15 protein-coding genes are annotated in these 14,161 nt (G+C 67.3%); 11 read left to right on the top strand and 4 right to left on the bottom strand.

Features of this window, described 5'->3' with window-relative positions; translation table 11 throughout:
* The first annotated feature begins 4 nt into the window (after positions 1 to 4).
* Positions 5 to 1,222 (top strand): type II secretion system inner membrane protein GspF, encoded by a 1,218-nt coding sequence (gspF, locus tag AQ611_RS01570; RefSeq protein ID WP_059517066.1) that lies wholly within the window; start codon positions 5 to 7, stop codon positions 1,220 to 1,222.
* Between the two features lie 326 nt (positions 1,223 to 1,548).
* On the opposite strand, the gene AQ611_RS01565 is transcribed toward gspF, so the two are convergent.
* A complete protein-coding gene (locus AQ611_RS01565; RefSeq protein WP_059517069.1) occupies positions 1,549 to 1,959 on the bottom strand; it encodes a hypothetical protein in 411 nt (136 codons plus the stop codon).
* 183 nt (positions 1,960 to 2,142) lie between these two features.
* On the opposite strand from AQ611_RS01565, the gene gspG reads away from it, so the two are divergent.
* The 8 genes from gspG to AQ611_RS01525 all read left to right on the top strand — a co-directional run bounded on the left by gspG (position 2,143) and on the right by AQ611_RS01525 (position 8,394).
* Positions 2,143 to 2,595 carry a type II secretion system major pseudopilin GspG gene (gene gspG / locus AQ611_RS01560; RefSeq protein WP_059517071.1) on the top strand — a complete coding sequence of 151 codons (453 nt, stop codon included), beginning with the start codon at positions 2,143 to 2,145 and terminating at the stop codon, positions 2,593 to 2,595.
* A gap of 39 nt (positions 2,596 to 2,634) precedes the next feature.
* Positions 2,635 to 3,186, top strand: a complete 552-nt coding sequence (locus AQ611_RS01555; RefSeq protein WP_082711923.1) for a GspH/FimT family pseudopilin — start codon at positions 2,635 to 2,637, stop codon at positions 3,184 to 3,186.
* Between the two features lie 107 nt (positions 3,187 to 3,293).
* Positions 3,294 to 3,647, top strand: a complete 354-nt coding sequence (gene gspI, locus AQ611_RS01550) for a type II secretion system minor pseudopilin GspI (protein ID WP_059517906.1) — start codon at positions 3,294 to 3,296, stop codon at positions 3,645 to 3,647.
* Positions 3,625 to 4,386 (top strand): PulJ/GspJ family protein, encoded by a 762-nt coding sequence (locus tag AQ611_RS01545; protein WP_059517073.1) that lies wholly within the window; start codon positions 3,625 to 3,627, stop codon positions 4,384 to 4,386. The genes gspI and AQ611_RS01545 overlap by 23 nt, the downstream gene beginning before the upstream one ends.
* A gap of 4 nt (positions 4,387 to 4,390) precedes the next feature.
* A complete protein-coding gene (gene gspK / locus AQ611_RS01540; RefSeq protein ID WP_059517075.1) occupies positions 4,391 to 5,524 on the top strand; it encodes a type II secretion system minor pseudopilin GspK in 1,134 nt (377 codons plus the stop codon).
* Positions 5,525 to 5,550: 26 nt separating this feature from the next.
* Positions 5,551 to 7,050, top strand: coding sequence for a type II secretion system protein GspL (gene gspL, locus AQ611_RS01535; RefSeq protein WP_069233559.1), 1,500 nt, complete (start codon positions 5,551 to 5,553; stop codon positions 7,048 to 7,050).
* Entirely contained in the window at positions 7,047 to 7,553 is a 507-nt protein-coding gene (gene gspM / locus AQ611_RS01530) for a type II secretion system protein GspM (protein WP_059517908.1), read from the top strand. The genes gspL and gspM overlap by 4 nt, the downstream gene beginning before the upstream one ends.
* 67 nt (positions 7,554 to 7,620) lie before the next feature.
* Positions 7,621 to 8,394 (top strand): type II secretion system protein N, encoded by a 774-nt coding sequence (locus tag AQ611_RS01525; RefSeq protein WP_069235086.1) that lies wholly within the window; start codon positions 7,621 to 7,623, stop codon positions 8,392 to 8,394.
* A 119-nt stretch (positions 8,395 to 8,513) separates the two neighbouring features.
* Here AQ611_RS01525 and AQ611_RS01520 read toward each other — a convergent pair whose 3' ends face one another.
* Positions 8,514 to 10,082 (bottom strand): efflux transporter outer membrane subunit, encoded by a 1,569-nt coding sequence (locus AQ611_RS01520; RefSeq protein WP_069233558.1) that lies wholly within the window; start codon positions 10,080 to 10,082, stop codon positions 8,514 to 8,516.
* A gap of 246 nt (positions 10,083 to 10,328) precedes the next feature.
* Positions 10,329 to 10,604: a hypothetical protein gene (locus tag AQ611_RS01515; protein ID WP_059517081.1), complete on the bottom strand. Its 276-nt coding sequence runs from the start codon at positions 10,602 to 10,604 to the stop codon at positions 10,329 to 10,331.
* A gap of 200 nt (positions 10,605 to 10,804) precedes the next feature.
* Between AQ611_RS01515 and AQ611_RS01510 the strand changes: the two genes are divergently transcribed.
* Positions 10,805 to 11,311: a MarR family winged helix-turn-helix transcriptional regulator gene (locus tag AQ611_RS01510; RefSeq protein WP_069233557.1), complete on the top strand. Its 507-nt coding sequence runs from the start codon at positions 10,805 to 10,807 to the stop codon at positions 11,309 to 11,311.
* Positions 11,312 to 11,478: 167 nt separating this feature from the next.
* Positions 11,479 to 13,035, top strand: a complete 1,557-nt coding sequence (locus tag AQ611_RS01505; RefSeq protein WP_059517085.1) for a DHA2 family efflux MFS transporter permease subunit — start codon at positions 11,479 to 11,481, stop codon at positions 13,033 to 13,035.
* Positions 13,036 to 13,116: 81 nt separating this feature from the next.
* On the opposite strand, the gene AQ611_RS01500 is transcribed toward AQ611_RS01505, so the two are convergent.
* Positions 13,117 to 14,046 (bottom strand): LysR family transcriptional regulator, encoded by a 930-nt coding sequence (locus tag AQ611_RS01500; RefSeq protein ID WP_069233556.1) that lies wholly within the window; start codon positions 14,044 to 14,046, stop codon positions 13,117 to 13,119.
* Between the last annotated feature and the right edge of the window lie 115 nt (positions 14,047 to 14,161).

Raw genomic sequence — 14,161 nt, 5'->3', positions numbered from 1 at the left:
CGTCATGCCGGCATTTCGTTTCGAAGCGATCGACGCGTCGGGACGTGCGCAAAAAGGCGTCGTCGAAGCCGACAGCGCGCGCAATGCGCGCGGACAACTGCGCACGCAAGGGCTGACTCCGCTCGTCGTCGAGCCGGCCGCGAGCCGCTCGCGCGGCGAGCGCAGCCAGCGCCTCGCGCTCGGGCGCAAGCTGTCGCAGCGCGAGCAGGCAATTCTCACGCGTCAGCTCGCGAGCCTGCTCGTCGCCGGGTTGCCGCTCGACGAAGCGCTTGCCGTGCTGACCGAGCAGGCTGAGCGCGATTACATTCGCGAATTGATGGCCGCGATCCGCGCCGAGGTGCTCGGCGGCCATTCGCTCGCGAACGCGCTCGCCGAGCATCCGCGCGATTTTCCGGAGATTTACCGTGCGCTCGTCGCGGCCGGCGAGCATACCGGCAAGCTCGGCATCGTGCTGTCGCGGCTTGCCGATTACATCGAACAGAGCAACGCGCTGCGGCAGAAAATCCTGCTCGCATTTACGTATCCGGCGATCGTCACGCTGATCGCGCTTGGCATCGTCACGTTCTTGTTGAGCTACGTGGTGCCGCAGGTCGTCAACGTATTCGCGAGCACGAAGCAGCAATTGCCGATGCTGACGATCGTGATGATGGCGCTGTCCGATTTCGTTCGGCATTGGTGGTGGGCGATCCTGCTCGCGATCGCGGTCGTTGTTTACGTGGTGCGCACGACGCTGTCGCGCGACGGGCCGCGCCTCGCGTTCGACCGGTGGCTGTTGACCGCTCCGCTCGCCGGCAAGCTGGTGCGCGGCTACAACACGGTGCGCTTCGCGAGCACGCTGGGCATTCTGAGCGCCGCCGGCGTGCCGATTCTGCGCGCGCTGCAGGCCGCGGGCGAGACGCTGTCGAACCGCGCGATGCGCGGCAACATCGACGACGCGATCGTGCGCGTGCGCGAAGGCTCCGCGCTGTCGCGCGCGCTCAACAACGTGAAGACGTTCCCGCCGGTGTTGGTGCATTTGATCCGTTCGGGCGAGGCGACCGGCGACGTGACGACGATGCTCGATCGCGCGGCCGAAGGCGAATCCCGCGAGCTGGAACGCCGGACGATGTTCTTGACGAGCCTGCTCGAACCGCTGCTGATTCTGGCGATGGGCGGTATCGTGCTCGTGATCGTGCTGGCGGTGATGCTGCCGATCATCGAGTTGAACAACATGGTGCAGTGACGCAACGCAGTCGGTGTGGCTGGGCCGGTGCGCTGATTTCAGATCTCGGGCACGGCGGCCGATGCGGAGGTGGCCGGTTGCGCGGCTTGACGCGATGCGATGCGATGCGAGTGCGGTGGCGTGAAGCGGGCAAATTGCGCGAGGCGGCCGGAGCGCTCAGGCACGCTGCGGCGTGGCGCGGTCGGATGCCGCAGCCGCGCGACACGGCACCACGAGCCGGGTTCGAGCGCAGCGGCGGCGCGCGGTGATCGCGTCCGCGATGCGCGGTCGAACGGTCCGGCGTCGCGCAGGCTGTGCGTCGGTGGAAGTCAGTCCGCGAACGGGAATCAGCGGACGTAAATCGCGGGCGACGGCGTGTTGGTCGGCAGGAAGATTTCGGAGCGTGCGCCGTTGCGCTCGACGATGATCGAACGGTCGCGCACTTCGGCGAGCTTCGCGCCCTGCGCGATCTCGCTGCCGAGCGACACCGCGTGCGGCGCGTCGCCGCCGATGCCGACAATCGCGGACGCGCCGCGCCGCAGCGCGAGAATGCCGAACAGATGGATGTCCTGTATCGGATTGCGGGTGAGCTGTCCGCCGAACAGCGCTGCGGCGTCTTCCGTGCGCACCGGCGCGCGGGCGGCGGCGGCAGGCAGCGGAGCCTGATGCGCGGACAGCGTGATGACCCAATAAGTGGCCGTCGCGCAAAGTACCGCGAACAGGGCGAGGGAAAGGAGCCGGATCGATAGCGCGTTCATGCGCGTTATTGTACGGAGGATTATGAAATTTGCGTTGAGTGGAAGCCCGAAGTGAGCCACGCCTTACAATGCGGCTTCACGCGGACGGGCGTATGCGGCATGTGCCGCATACGTCGGAAGGCGGCCCCTTCGTTGGGGCATCGTCCGCTCATCGCACTTTTTTGAACGAAAAGGAAGGCACTCATGCAAATGTGGATTACTCGCCGCTCGCAGGCAGCCCGCCGTCAGCGCGGCTTCACGCTGATCGAAATCATGGTGGTGGTGGCGATTCTCGGCATTCTGGCGGCGCTGATCGTGCCGAAGATCATGAGCCGCCCGGACGAGGCGCGCCGGATCGCCGCCAAACAGGACATCGGCACCATCATGCAGGCGCTCAAGCTGTATCGCCTCGACAACGGCCGCTATCCGACGCAGGACCAGGGTTTGAACGCGCTGATCCAAAAGCCGACGACCGATCCCATCCCGAATAACTGGAAGGACGGCGGCTATCTCGAGCGTTTGCCGAACGATCCGTGGGGCAATGCTTACAAGTATCTGAACCCCGGCGTGCATGGCGAGATCGACGTGTTCAGCTACGGCGCCGACGGCAAGGAAGGCGGCGAAGGCAACGATACCGACATCGGCTCGTGGCAGTAAGCCGCTGACGCCCTGCCTGCCCGACGCCCGATTCTTCCGATGTACGCACGACCCGGCATCCGTTCCGCCTGCGTCCCACAGCGTGGCGCGTGCGAGCGCGCCGCCCGCCCGTCCGCCGGATGGGGCGCGCGGGCAGCGCTCGCGCAGCGCGGCTTCACGCTGCTCGAGATGCTTGTGGTGCTTGTGATCGCGGGCATTCTCGTCGGCGCCGCGTCGATCACGATGCGGCGCAACCCGCGTACCGATCTGCGCGAGGAGGCGCAGCGCATCGCGATGCTGTTCGAGACGGCCGGCGACGAAGCGCAGGTGCGCGCACGGCCGATTTCGTGGCGTCCGACCGATCATGGCTTCGTGTTCGACGTGCGCACCGGCGACGGCTGGCGCGCGCTGCGCGACGATCTTTTGCGCGCGCGCGATTGGGACGGTGGCGTGACAGGCGCGGCGATCGATTATCCGGGCTCGGATACTCATCCCGAGCGGGTCGTGTTCGGCACCGAAAGCGTCGATATGCCGGTGCGCGTGACGCTTTACTCGGCGGTCGGCAGCGTGACGATCGTCGGCACCGGCAATGGCCGCTACGAGGTGCGCTGACGATGCGCCCTCCCGTCCACCTCGTTTTGCGCACGCGCTCGCGTGCCGGTGACGCGCGCGGCCGCGCGCATTCCCGGCGGCGGCGTTTCGCGCAACGCGGCTTCACGATGATCGAAGTGCTCGTCGCGCTCGCGATCATCGCGGTTGCGCTGGCGGCGTCGATTCGCGCGGTGGGCTCGATGGCGACGAGCGAAACCGATCTGCACGCGCGCTTGCTTGCCGGCTGGAGCGCCGATAACGCGCTCGGGCAGCTTAAGCTCGCGCACGCGTGGCCCGAGATCGGCACGCAGACTTTCGATTGCTCGCAAGGCAATGTCGCATTGACCTGTACGCAGCGGGTGAGCGCGACGCCGAATCCGGTCTTCCGGCGCGTCGAGATCGCGGTGTCGATGAACGGTCATGTTGGCGTGCTCGCGCAAATGGTTACGGTGGTCGCGAATGAAACCAACCGTTCGCTTTAAACGCCGCGTTTGCGCAGACGGCTGCCCACGGCAGGTTCCCGGACGGGGCCGCGCCCGGCCTGCTCGCTTGGCCGCCGGGCCTGGCGCGCGGGCGCGGTCCGCGCAGCGCGGCTTCACGCTGATCGAGATGATGATCGCGATCACGATTCTCGCGGTGATCGCGATCCTGTCATGGCGCGGGCTCGACCAGATCATTCGCGGCCGCGAGAAGGTGTCGGCCGCGATGGAGGACGAGCGCGTGTTCGCGCAGATGTTCGACCAGATGCGCATCGACGCGCGCCTTGCCGCGACCGACGACGAAGCGGGCCAGCCCGCCGTGCGCGTCTCGGGCGATACGTTGCAGATCGTGCGCGCGCTCGACGCGCCGGGCGTTGCGCCGCGGCTCGTGGTGGTGCGTTACCGGATTTCCGGCGGCCGCGTCGTGCGCTACGCGTCGCCGCCGGTCGGCGATGCCGATACGTTGCGCCGCACGCTGCAAGGCGGCGACACCGAAGGCTGGAGCGCGGTGCCGCTGATGCGCGGAGTCGGCATGATCAATGCGCGCCTTTATGTGCCGAAAGTCGGCTGGACGACCAGCATGCCCGATGCCGACAGCGCGCTCGCGCAGAACAACGATGCGATCAAGGTGCCGCAGCTCGGCAATGCGCCGCCGCCGCGCGCGGTGACGGGGCTGGAGGTCAGCATCGGTGCGACGTCGCTGCATGCGCCGATCACCCGCGTTTTTTTGGTCGGGGAGTAGCGGCATGCGCGCATTTGCCTTCGTCGTGCGTCTGACTTCACGCCGCCACGCGGCCACGCCGGCATGCCGGCCCGCTCGCGCCCGCGAGCGCGGCGTCGCGATCATCAGCGCGTTGCTCGTCGTCGCACTGTCGGCGATCCTCGTCTCCGGGATGCTGTGGCGCCAGCAGGTGCAGGTGCGTCGGATCGAAAACCAGCGGCTGCTCGCGCAGGCGCAGTGGATCGCGCGCGGCGCGCTCGACTGGACCCGGATGGTGCTGCGCTCAGAAGGCGATACGGCGCCGGGCGTCACGTATCTCGGCGGTATCTGGGCCGCGCCGATTGCGAAGACGAAGCTGTCGGATTTTCTCGGCAAGATCGGCGTGACCGACGCGACCGATACTTCCGATACCTATTTGTCCGGCTCGATCGAGGATGCGCAGGCGAAGTTCAATTTGCGCAATCTGGTGTCGGCGGCCACGCCGGGCGCGCTGCAATTGAATGCGTCGCAGGTGCAGACGTTCCAGCGGCTGTTGACGAGCCTCGGCCTCGACCAGCAGCTTGCCAAGGTCATCGCGCGGCGCGTGCGCGCGGGGCTCAAGCAATCGGCCACGCGTTTCCAGACCGCCACGCTGCCCGGTGCCGCGAATGCGCCCGAGCCGATGCCCGATAGCGGCGGCAGCAGCAATTTCACCGACGATCCGGGGCTCGCGGGCGGCGACGGCCGCGGCCCCACGCCGCTCGTGATGACGAGCATCGATTCGCTGCTCGACGTCGAAGGCGTGACGCCCGAGATGGTCGAGCGCCTGCGCCCGTTCGTCACGGTGCTGCCGACGACGACGCCGGTGAACCTGAATACCGCGCCCGCCGAAGTGGTCGCAGCGCTCGTGCCGGGGATGTCGGTGTCGTCGGCGCAGGCGCTCGTGTCGCGGCGCGAGACGGTGTTTTTCCGCAACGTCGGCGAAGTGCAGCTTGCGTTGCGAGGCGCGGGCGCACCGAATGTGAATGTCGATTCGACGCAGATCGACGTCAATTCCAGCTATTTCCTCGTGCATGGCCGCATCGAGCACGATCGCGCGACAATCGATCGCACGTCGCTCGTGTATCGTGATCCGACCACGCATACGACGCGCATCGTGCGCATCCGCGACCAGTTATAACAACGCCATTCTCTGGAGATGAGCCCTTGAGCACGTTGATTGTCCTATTGCCGCCGCGCGAGCCGGCCGTGCCGTTGCAGGAATGGCAATGGCCGGAGCTGCCGTTTGCGCTCGTCGACAAGAGCGGTCACGCGCAGCGCGCGGGCCGCGCGTCGCTCACGTTGCTGCCGCAGGCGACGACGACGGTGCTCGTCGTCGCCGCGCGCGATTTGCTGCTGCTCGAGCAGACGGTGCCGCCGTTGAAGGGGCCGAAGCTCAAGCAGGCATTGCCGAACATCATCGAGGATCAGTTGATCCAGGATCCGCAGGGCTGCCATATCGCGGTCGATCCGACAGCGGCAGCCGACGGGCGGCGCGTGCTCGCGGTGATCGATCGCGCGTGGTTCCGGTTCATCGTCGATGCGTTTACGGCGGCGGGCCATCGCCATTTGCGCGCGGTGCCCGCGACCCGCTGCCTGCCGCCGCAGCAGCAGCAGCGTGCGGCAGCGCGCGCCGATGCCGAAGCCGATGCTGTGCAAGGCGCGCACGGCGCGCCACGCGAGCATGCCGCCGTGGCAGCCGCGCACGACGCTGCGCTTGGCACCGCCGCCGGCGCGGCGGGTTCGGTGCTCGCGCCGCCCAGCGTGGACGACGGCGCAGCCGTATCCGGCGAACCCATGCTGGGCGCGCAGTTGCACGAACCGATCGTCGCGCTCGCGCTGGGGCTGGCCGCGACGGCGAGCGCGCCGTCGCTCGCCGAGGAATCGGCCGATGCCGTGCCGCCGACGGCCGCCGCGCCGCGCGTCGAGCTGGCGCTTGCGCGCGGTGCGCTCGGCGAAGGCTTCGCCGCGCCGCTGCCCGCCGTGGCCGCGACGCTCGAAGCGCTCGCGGACGGCACGCCGCTCGAACTGTACGAACTCGGCGAGCCGGGCGCGGAGCCGCAACTCGCGTCGGTGCGCCCGCTCGACGACAAGCGGCTCGTGCCGGGCGCCGCGATCTGGCCGTTCGATGCATTTGCGCGCCGCGCGCTCGACGAGCGTTTCGATCTGTGCCAGTTCGAATTCGAATTCGCGCCGTGGCGCTTCGACCGCGCGACGCTCACGCGCCTGCGCGTTCCGCTCGCGCTTGCGGCCGCCTCGCTCGTGGTCGCGGTGATCGGCGTGAACGCGCATTGGTGGAAGCTCGCGCGCGAGCGCGATGCGTTGTCGGCGCAGATCACCGAGACGCTTCTGACGGCGTTCCCGAAGACGACGACCGTGCTCGATCCGGCCGCGCAGATGACGCGCCAGCTCGACCAGTTGCGCATCGCGGCGGGCGAGCTGTCGCCGAACGATTTTCTGTCGCTTGCGAGCGGCCTCGCCCGTTCGCTCGGCCCGCTGCCGCCGAACGGTATCGCGTCGCTCGACTATCACGATCGCCGGCTCGACGTCGGCTTCAAGCCTGAGACGAAGGTCGATCCGGATTTCGGCCAGCGTCTGTCGCGCAACGGCCTGACGGGCGAAATCGACAGCAGCACGGGTAAATGGACGATTCGGAGCCGGTCATGAAAACGGAGTTGAATGAAGCGCTGAGCCAGTTTTGGGATGCCCGCACGACGCGCGAGAAGCAGCTGCTCGGCTGGGGCGGCGCGGTGCTCGCGATCGCGATCGCCTATTCGGTGCTGTGGTCGCCCGCACAGGAGGGCCGCGCGCGCATTCAGCGCGAGTTGCCGACGATGCGTCACGAACTCGCGCAGATGAACGCGCAGGCCAACGAGGCGCGCACGCTTGCCGCCGCCGCGCAAGGCGTCGCGCCGACCGGCCTCGCGTTGAAGGACGCGCTTGCATCGTCGCTGTCCGATCACGGTCTCGCGGTCGCGGGGCCGCCGCAGCTCGTCGGCAGCGGCGTGCAGATTCAGCTCAAGAACGCGGCGTTTCCCGTGTGGACGCAGTGGCTCGACGACGTGCGCCACCAGTTCAAGGCGCAAGTTGTCGAAGCGCACGCCACGGCGTTGAAGGACGACGGCCAAGTGGATCTGACGGCCGTGCTGCAGCCGGCGTCGACGAAGTGAGCGCCGGCATGTTCAGGGCCATTCATGTCAGCGGCACGCGGGGATGCGCGCGCCGATGACCGTTGCCATGCGTATTCGCCGCCTGTTGCCGTGGGCGCTGGTCGGCGGCTTGTCGATTCTCGTTGTGCTCGTCGCGCTATTGCCCGCCGCGTGGGTGACGCCGCAGTTCGCCAAAGCGACGGGCGGCCATGTCAATCTCGTCGATCCGGACGGCTCGCTGTGGCAAGGCTCGGCGACGCTGCTGCTCGCGCCCGGCACGGATCGCAGCGCATCGACGCTGCTGCCGGGGCGCATCGAATGGCGCACCGAGTTTTGGCCGCTTTTCACGGGGCGCGTGCGGATGCGGCTGCGCCACACCGATGCGATGCCCGATGCTGTCGTGCTCGACGCGACGCCGCGCAGCGCGGTGCTGTCGGCGGGCACGATGGCCGTGCCGGCCTCGCTGCTCGCGGGCCTCGGCACGCCGTTCAACACGCTCGACCTGCAAGGCGACGTGCGGCTCGATTGGACCGATTGGCGGCTTATCGGCAACGATGCCTTCGGCCAGCTTACCGTGACGATCACCGACATGAGTTCGCGCCTGTCACGCGTGAAGCCGCTCGGATCGTACCGCGCCGTGCTGCAAGCAGGCGGCGCGAATTCGACGCTCGATCTGTCGACGGTGAAGGGGCCGCTGATGATGTCGGGACAAGGGAATTTCGGTGCGGCCGGCGCATCGTTTCACGGCACCGCGAGCGCGACGCCCGAGCAGCGCGACAATCTCGCGGGCCTGCTGAACCTGCTCGGCCGGCCGACCGGCGACGGCTCGGTGTCGCTCGTTTATGGGGACGGCGCGCGCTGAGCGTGGCGGCGGGGCCGTGCCGCTCGAGTGGGCGCAAGCGGCTGGTCGAGTCGTGCCGGCCGCCGAGCCGGCCGCCCGCGCCGCGCCGCGCGGTTACGGGCAAAGCTGAACCGGCGGCGTTAGCGTTGTGCGACGGCAGGCGCGTTCGTCCGCGTCGCGGCCTCGGGAGCGGCCGATGTCGCGCGCGTGTTCGCAGGTGCTGCGTTGACCGGCGCTGATCCTGGCGCTGGCGTGCGCGCCGCCTCGCCGGCGATCTGCGAGACGTCCCAGCCGCCGCCGAGCGCTTTCACGAGACCGACCGACGACACCATCCGCTGTCCGGCGATCGTCGTGAGCTTCTGCCGCGCGCTGAACGCGGTCGTCTGCGTGGTCAACACGTTCAAATAGCCGACCGTGCCCGCCTTGTATTGATTGAGCGCGATATCGAGCGCGTGCTGAGCGGAGTCGACCGCTTGCCGCTGCACGCCGATCTCCTGCTCGAGGATGCGCTGCGATGCGAGGTTGTCCTCGACATCCTGGAATGCGGACAGCACGGCGGCCCGATAAGCGGCGACGTCCTGATCGTAGGTCGCGCGCGCGGCCTCGGTCTGCGCGGCGCGCAAGCCTGCGTCGAACAGCGTCGCGGCGAGTTGCGGCCCGACCGACCAGAAGCGCGCCGGCAGCGTGAAAAGCTGCGACCACACGGAGCTTTGAAAGCCGCCGGACGCCGACAGCGTGAGCGTCGGAAAGAACGCGGCGATCGCCACGCCGATCTGCTCGTTCGCCGCGGCCGCGCGCCGCTCGGCGGCTGCAATGTCGGGCCGCCGTTCGAGGATCGCCGACGGCACGTCGATCGGCATGGCCGGCGGCTCGGCGGCGAGCGGTAGCGGCGGCAGCGAAAACGTCGACGCGGGCTCGCCGATGAGCGTCGCGATCGCGTGCTCGTATTGCGCGCGCGCAATGCCGTTATCGATCGCGCTCGCTTGCGCCGACTGCAATTGCGTTTGCGCCTGGATCACGTCCGAGCGTGCGGCCACGCCCTGCGCATACTGGTTTTCCGTCAATTGCAGCGATTTCTGGTATGACGCGACGGTATCGTCCAGCAGCTTCTGCGTCGCATCGGCGGTGCGCAATTGGAAGTAGGTTTGCGCAAGCGTTGCCTGCGCGGACAGCCGCGCGTTCGCAAGATCGGCGGCGGCCGCCGCTTCGTTCGCCTTCTGCGCGCTGACGGTGCGGCTCACCTTACCCCACAGGTCCGGCTCCCACGATGCGTCGAGGCCGACGTTGTAGCTATTGCTGACGGTGTTGCGCGCGATTGAGCTTGTCGTTGCCGCGCTGCCCGCGCGCGAGCCGCTTGCCGTTACGCCGAGCGTCGGGAAATACGACGCGCGCGCTTGCGCGACGAGCGCGCGCGCCTGGCGGTACGCCGCCGCATATTGCGCGACCGTTTGATTCGATGCGTTGAGCTTGTCGACCAGCGCGTCGAGTTGCGGATCGCCGTAGATCGTCCACCATGGGCCGCGGTCTGCGCGATCGGCCGGCTGCGCCACTTTCCAGCCGGGCGGCGCTTCCTTGTAGGCGGCGGGGATCGTGGCGGCGGGACGCTGATAATCAGGCCCGAGCGCGCAGCCGGCGACGAGCATGGCCGTCGCGGCGGCGACGGCCATGCTCAGCGCGCGGCGCGCACGTGGGCAGGGGACATGCGGCATGCTTTGGATTCCTGTCGAGGCTGCCGCCCTGGGCGGGCAAGCGGGCGACGCGGCCTGCGATTCGCATAAACAGGCCGTGACGCCGGCGGCGTGGCCAAATGGTAACTGACGGCTGCGCAATTGCGCAGCCGCTAGGGTAAAGCGCGTGCGCCGCAGGATGTGTTACCGGCTCAAGGGGACGGATTACCGTGCGTTACGGATGTAAACGCGGATGTCAAACGCGCCGCGCGCCTGCTGCCCGGCTTATTACGGGCAGCGCACCGGCTGAGGAGGCGCGGCGGGCAGGCAAAGCTGCGCCGAAGGCTCCCGGGTGGATGCCGCCCGCGTGCTGCCGCGAGCCGTGCGCTGCCGGCGATGGTCGAACCACGCGAACCCGAGCGCCGCGAGCGAGCCGCCGGGCACGATCAGCATCGCCACATAGAGCGCGATCTTCCAGCCGCGATGCGGAGCGCAAAGCGTATGGCGAGCGGTATCGGTCAGGTTGCGGCGCAATGTGCGCGCGGCTCGTTTCAGGGGCGGCATGGCGGTCAATCCTCGGTACGCACGCCGAAACACGGCGTGCGTAAGCAAACGGTCAGAACATCGTCTCGGGCAGCGCATCGCGCGTAACTCATTGCCTGAAATAATATTGACTAAGCAACCAATATTCAAGATACTGGCGGCGTCTTTCCTTGGAATGCACTGTTGCAGCAACCGCAATCAACGCAGGCGTCCCGGCGAGCATGAGCGGCCTCTACGACCCCGAACACATCGAGCTTGAATCGAACGTCGGCTTTTATTTGACGAAGGCGCGGCAGTTGCTGATCGAGCGGCTGGACCGCGCGCTTGGCCCGCTCGAGCTGACCGCGCAGCAGATCGGCGTGATTCTGCTGCTGGCGCGCGGCTATGCGCGCACGCCGTTCGAGCTGTCGCGCAAGCTGTCTTACGACAGCGGCTCGATGACGAGGATGCTCGACCGGCTCGAACGCAAGGGCTTCATCGCGCGTGCGCGCAGCGAATCGGACCGCCGTGTGATCGAGCTTGCGTTGACCGAACGCGGCGCGCAAGCCGCGCAGGCATTGCCGGGCGCGATCGCGGCCACGCTGAATGCGCAGCTCGAGGGTTTTACGGCAGACGAACTCAAACTTCTGACGGCCCTGCTGCAGCGCGTCATCGCGAACGGATCGGTCACGGCCGATTCGTGCGGCAACGCGCTCGAGACCGCCGGCGCGCAGACGCTCGGCGGCTGACGGAGCCGGGTTGCGCCGGAAAAGACGCAGGATCGTGGCGGACTGGCCGGATATTTATCTGTCTGAGCAGAAGCTGACAAGTCACTTACTTATTGATTGAAATGATCGACCGGAGCATGGTCGATGCGCAGGATGCCGGGGCAATTGAAGCCCGTTAGGAGGCCAGCATGGCGACGGTTCCCGTCACCCCTTCCACTGCCGAGCCCGCGCCGTTTTCGGGCGCCGCGCTCGTGCTTTTGACTGCCGGGCTCGCCTTCGGCACGTTCATGGAGGTGCTCGACACGTCGATCGCAAACGTCGCGGTGCCGACGATCTCGGGCAGTCTCGGCGTCGCGACGAGCGAAGGCACGTGGGTCATTTCGTCGTACTCGGTCGCCTCCGCGATCGCGGTGCCGCTGACCGGCTGGCTGGCGCGGCGCGTCGGCGAGGTGCGGCTCTTCACGCTGTCGGTGCTGGCGTTTACGATCGCCTCGGCGCTGTGCGGCCTCGCCGAGAATTTCGAATCGCTGATTGCGTTCCGGCTGCTGCAGGGCCTGGTGTCCGGCCCGATGGTGCCGTTGTCGCAGACCATCCTGATGCGCAGCTATCCGAGCGCGAAGCGCGGGCTCGCACTCGGCTTATGGGCGATGACGGTGGTTGTCGCGCCGATCTTCGGCCCGGTGATGGGCGGTTGGATCACCGACAACTACACGTGGCCGTGGATCTTCTACATCAATCTGCCGATCGGCCTGTTCTCGGCCGCGTGCGCGTATTTCCTGCTGCGCGGCCGCGAAACGAAGACGAGCAAGCAGCGCATCGACGGGATCGGGCTGACCTTTCTCGTGCTCGGTGTCGGAAGCCTGCAAATGATGCTCGATCTCGGCAAGGACCGTGATTGGTTCAACTCGACGTTCATCACGACGCTCGCGCTGATCGCCGTGGTCTCGCTCGCGTTCATGATCGTCTGGGAGGTGACCGAGAAGGAGCCTGTCGTCGATCTGTCGTTGTTCAAGGACCGCAACTTCGCGCTGGGCGTGCTGATCATCGCGTTCGGCTTCATGACGTTCTTCGGCATCGTCGTGATCTTCCCGCTGTGGCTGCAGACCGTGATGGGCTACACGGCCGGACTCGCGGGCCTGGCCACGGCGCCCGTCGGGCTGCTCGCGCTGGTGCTCTCGCCGATCATCGGCCGCAACATTCAGCGGCTCGACGCGCGGATAATCGCGTGCTTCGCGTTCATCGTGTTCGCGGGCGTGTCGTATTGGAACGCGACGTTTACGCTCGACGTGTCGTTCGGCCAGGTGATCATGCCGCGGCTTGTCCAGGGGATCGGCGTCGCGTGCTTCTTCGTGCCGATGACGACGATCACGCTGTCGAGCATCCCCGACGAGCGGCTCGCGAGCGCGTCGGGGCTGTCGAATTTTCTGCGCACGCTGTCCGGCGCGATCGGCACGGCGATCAGCACGACGTTTTGGGAAAACGATGCGATTTATCACCATGCGAGGCTGTCGGAGGCGGTGAGCGTCTATGCGCAGAACACGCAGGCGTACCAGGATGCGCTCGCGCAGCTCGGTATCGCCGGCCAAGTGTCGTCGGCGCAGATCAACCAGATCGTTACGCAGCAGGGCTACATGATGGCGACGAACGATTTCTTTTTTCTGTCGACGCTCGCGTTCGTCGCGCTGGCCGCGCTCGTCTGGGTGACCAAGCCGAAAAAGGGTGCGGGCGTGGCGATGGGGCATTGACGCGGCGCGCCGGCGCGGGCGGCCGCTGCGTAACGCGCCCCCTGCACTGCACATCGCGCATCGGGCCGCACATCGCAGATCTCAACGCGGATGCATGCGCAAGCCGCCGAACGCGAGATCGTCGCCCGGATCGATGGGCAGCGTCTCGCGCGCGACGTCGAGCCATGCGCGCGCCGCGTGCGACAGGTAGCCCTTCTTCAGCCAACCGATCGCGATCGCCCAGGTGATTTCCGGCTCGACGATCGGCCGGCACGTGAACTGCGCGGCGTCGAGCCGCCGGCAGTATGGTGCGGGCAGCAACGCGATGCCGACGCCTGCGTGCACGAGTGCCGCCATGAAATCCCAATGCCCGCTGCGGCTCACGACCTGCGGCGCGAAGCCGGCTTGCCGGCACGCGTCGAGCACGGCGTCGTGCAGCGCGAGGCTTTCCGCGTAGAACACGAACGGCTCGCCTGCCAGATCGGCGAGCGGCACTGTCGCGACGGTGTCCCAGCGGGCGCCGCGGCGCGCGACGAGCCATAGCGGCGCGCGCACCATCGGCAGCACGTCGAACACGGCGGGATCGACCGGCTCGAGCACCCCGCCCAGCTCCAGCTCGCCCGACACGAGCGCGGCTTCGATCATCCGCGCGCCTTGTTCGAACAGCTTCAGCTCGATCTTCGGATAGCGTGCGCGGAATTCGGCGATTGCCGGCGTGAACAGCGCGCCGCCCAGCGGCGGAATGCCGATCGTCAGCTCGCCGCGCCCGAGCGTGCCCAGGTCGTTCAGCTCGGCCTGTAGCTGCGCATGCGCGGCGAGCACGTCCTGGCCGCGCTGGAACACGATGCGGCCGGCATCCGTCAATATCATCTGGCGGCCGTCGCGCAGCAGCAGCGGCGAGCCGATCTCGTCTTCGAGCGATTTCACCATCTTGCTGATCGTCGGTTGCGTGACGTGCATCTGCTCGGCCGCAACCGTGAAACTCTGCTGTCTGACCACTTCGATGAAATAACGCAGCGCGCGCAGCTCCATCGATATCTCCTTCGGCGAACGGGCCGTCACGAGTCACGAGTTCGATAAGGAATTCGGCAAAGAATTCCAAAATGGAATGATTTTTATAAAATCAAGTCATTTTATTTATGTCTGC

Source organism: Burkholderia singularis, from assembly GCF_001718875.1.
Lineage (GTDB): Bacteria > Pseudomonadota > Gammaproteobacteria > Burkholderiales > Burkholderiaceae > Burkholderia > Burkholderia singularis.
The sequence above is the reverse complement of the archived record's forward strand: the minus strand, read 5'-3'. Positions and strand labels throughout refer to the sequence as shown.

What these genes read in the sequence shown, in the direction of transcription:
- gspF (WP_059517066.1), top strand. Translation starts at nt 5, where the DNA reads ATGCCGGCATTTCGTTTCGAAGCGATCGACGCGTCGGGACGTGCGCAA.
- AQ611_RS01565 (WP_059517069.1), bottom strand. Translation starts at nt 1,959, where the DNA reads ATGAACGCGCTATCGATCCGGCTCCTTTCCCTCGCCCTGTTCGCGGTA.
- gspG (WP_059517071.1), top strand. Translation starts at nt 2,143, where the DNA reads ATGCAAATGTGGATTACTCGCCGCTCGCAGGCAGCCCGCCGTCAGCGC.
- AQ611_RS01555 (WP_082711923.1), top strand. Translation starts at nt 2,635, where the DNA reads ATGTACGCACGACCCGGCATCCGTTCCGCCTGCGTCCCACAGCGTGGC.
- gspI (WP_059517906.1), top strand. Translation starts at nt 3,294, where the DNA reads ATGATCGAAGTGCTCGTCGCGCTCGCGATCATCGCGGTTGCGCTGGCG.
- AQ611_RS01545 (WP_059517073.1), top strand. Translation starts at nt 3,625, where the DNA reads ATGAAACCAACCGTTCGCTTTAAACGCCGCGTTTGCGCAGACGGCTGC.
- gspK (WP_059517075.1), top strand. Translation starts at nt 4,391, where the DNA reads ATGCGCGCATTTGCCTTCGTCGTGCGTCTGACTTCACGCCGCCACGCG.
- gspM (WP_059517908.1), top strand. Translation starts at nt 7,047, where the DNA reads ATGAAAACGGAGTTGAATGAAGCGCTGAGCCAGTTTTGGGATGCCCGC.
- AQ611_RS01525 (WP_069235086.1), top strand. Translation starts at nt 7,621, where the DNA reads ATGCGTATTCGCCGCCTGTTGCCGTGGGCGCTGGTCGGCGGCTTGTCG.
- AQ611_RS01520 (WP_069233558.1), bottom strand. Translation starts at nt 10,082, where the DNA reads ATGCCGCATGTCCCCTGCCCACGTGCGCGCCGCGCGCTGAGCATGGCC.
- AQ611_RS01515 (WP_059517081.1), bottom strand. Translation starts at nt 10,604, where the DNA reads ATGCCGCCCCTGAAACGAGCCGCGCGCACATTGCGCCGCAACCTGACC.
- AQ611_RS01510 (WP_069233557.1), top strand. Translation starts at nt 10,805, where the DNA reads ATGAGCGGCCTCTACGACCCCGAACACATCGAGCTTGAATCGAACGTC.
- AQ611_RS01505 (WP_059517085.1), top strand. Translation starts at nt 11,479, where the DNA reads ATGGCGACGGTTCCCGTCACCCCTTCCACTGCCGAGCCCGCGCCGTTT.
- AQ611_RS01500 (WP_069233556.1), bottom strand. Translation starts at nt 14,046, where the DNA reads ATGGAGCTGCGCGCGCTGCGTTATTTCATCGAAGTGGTCAGACAGCAG.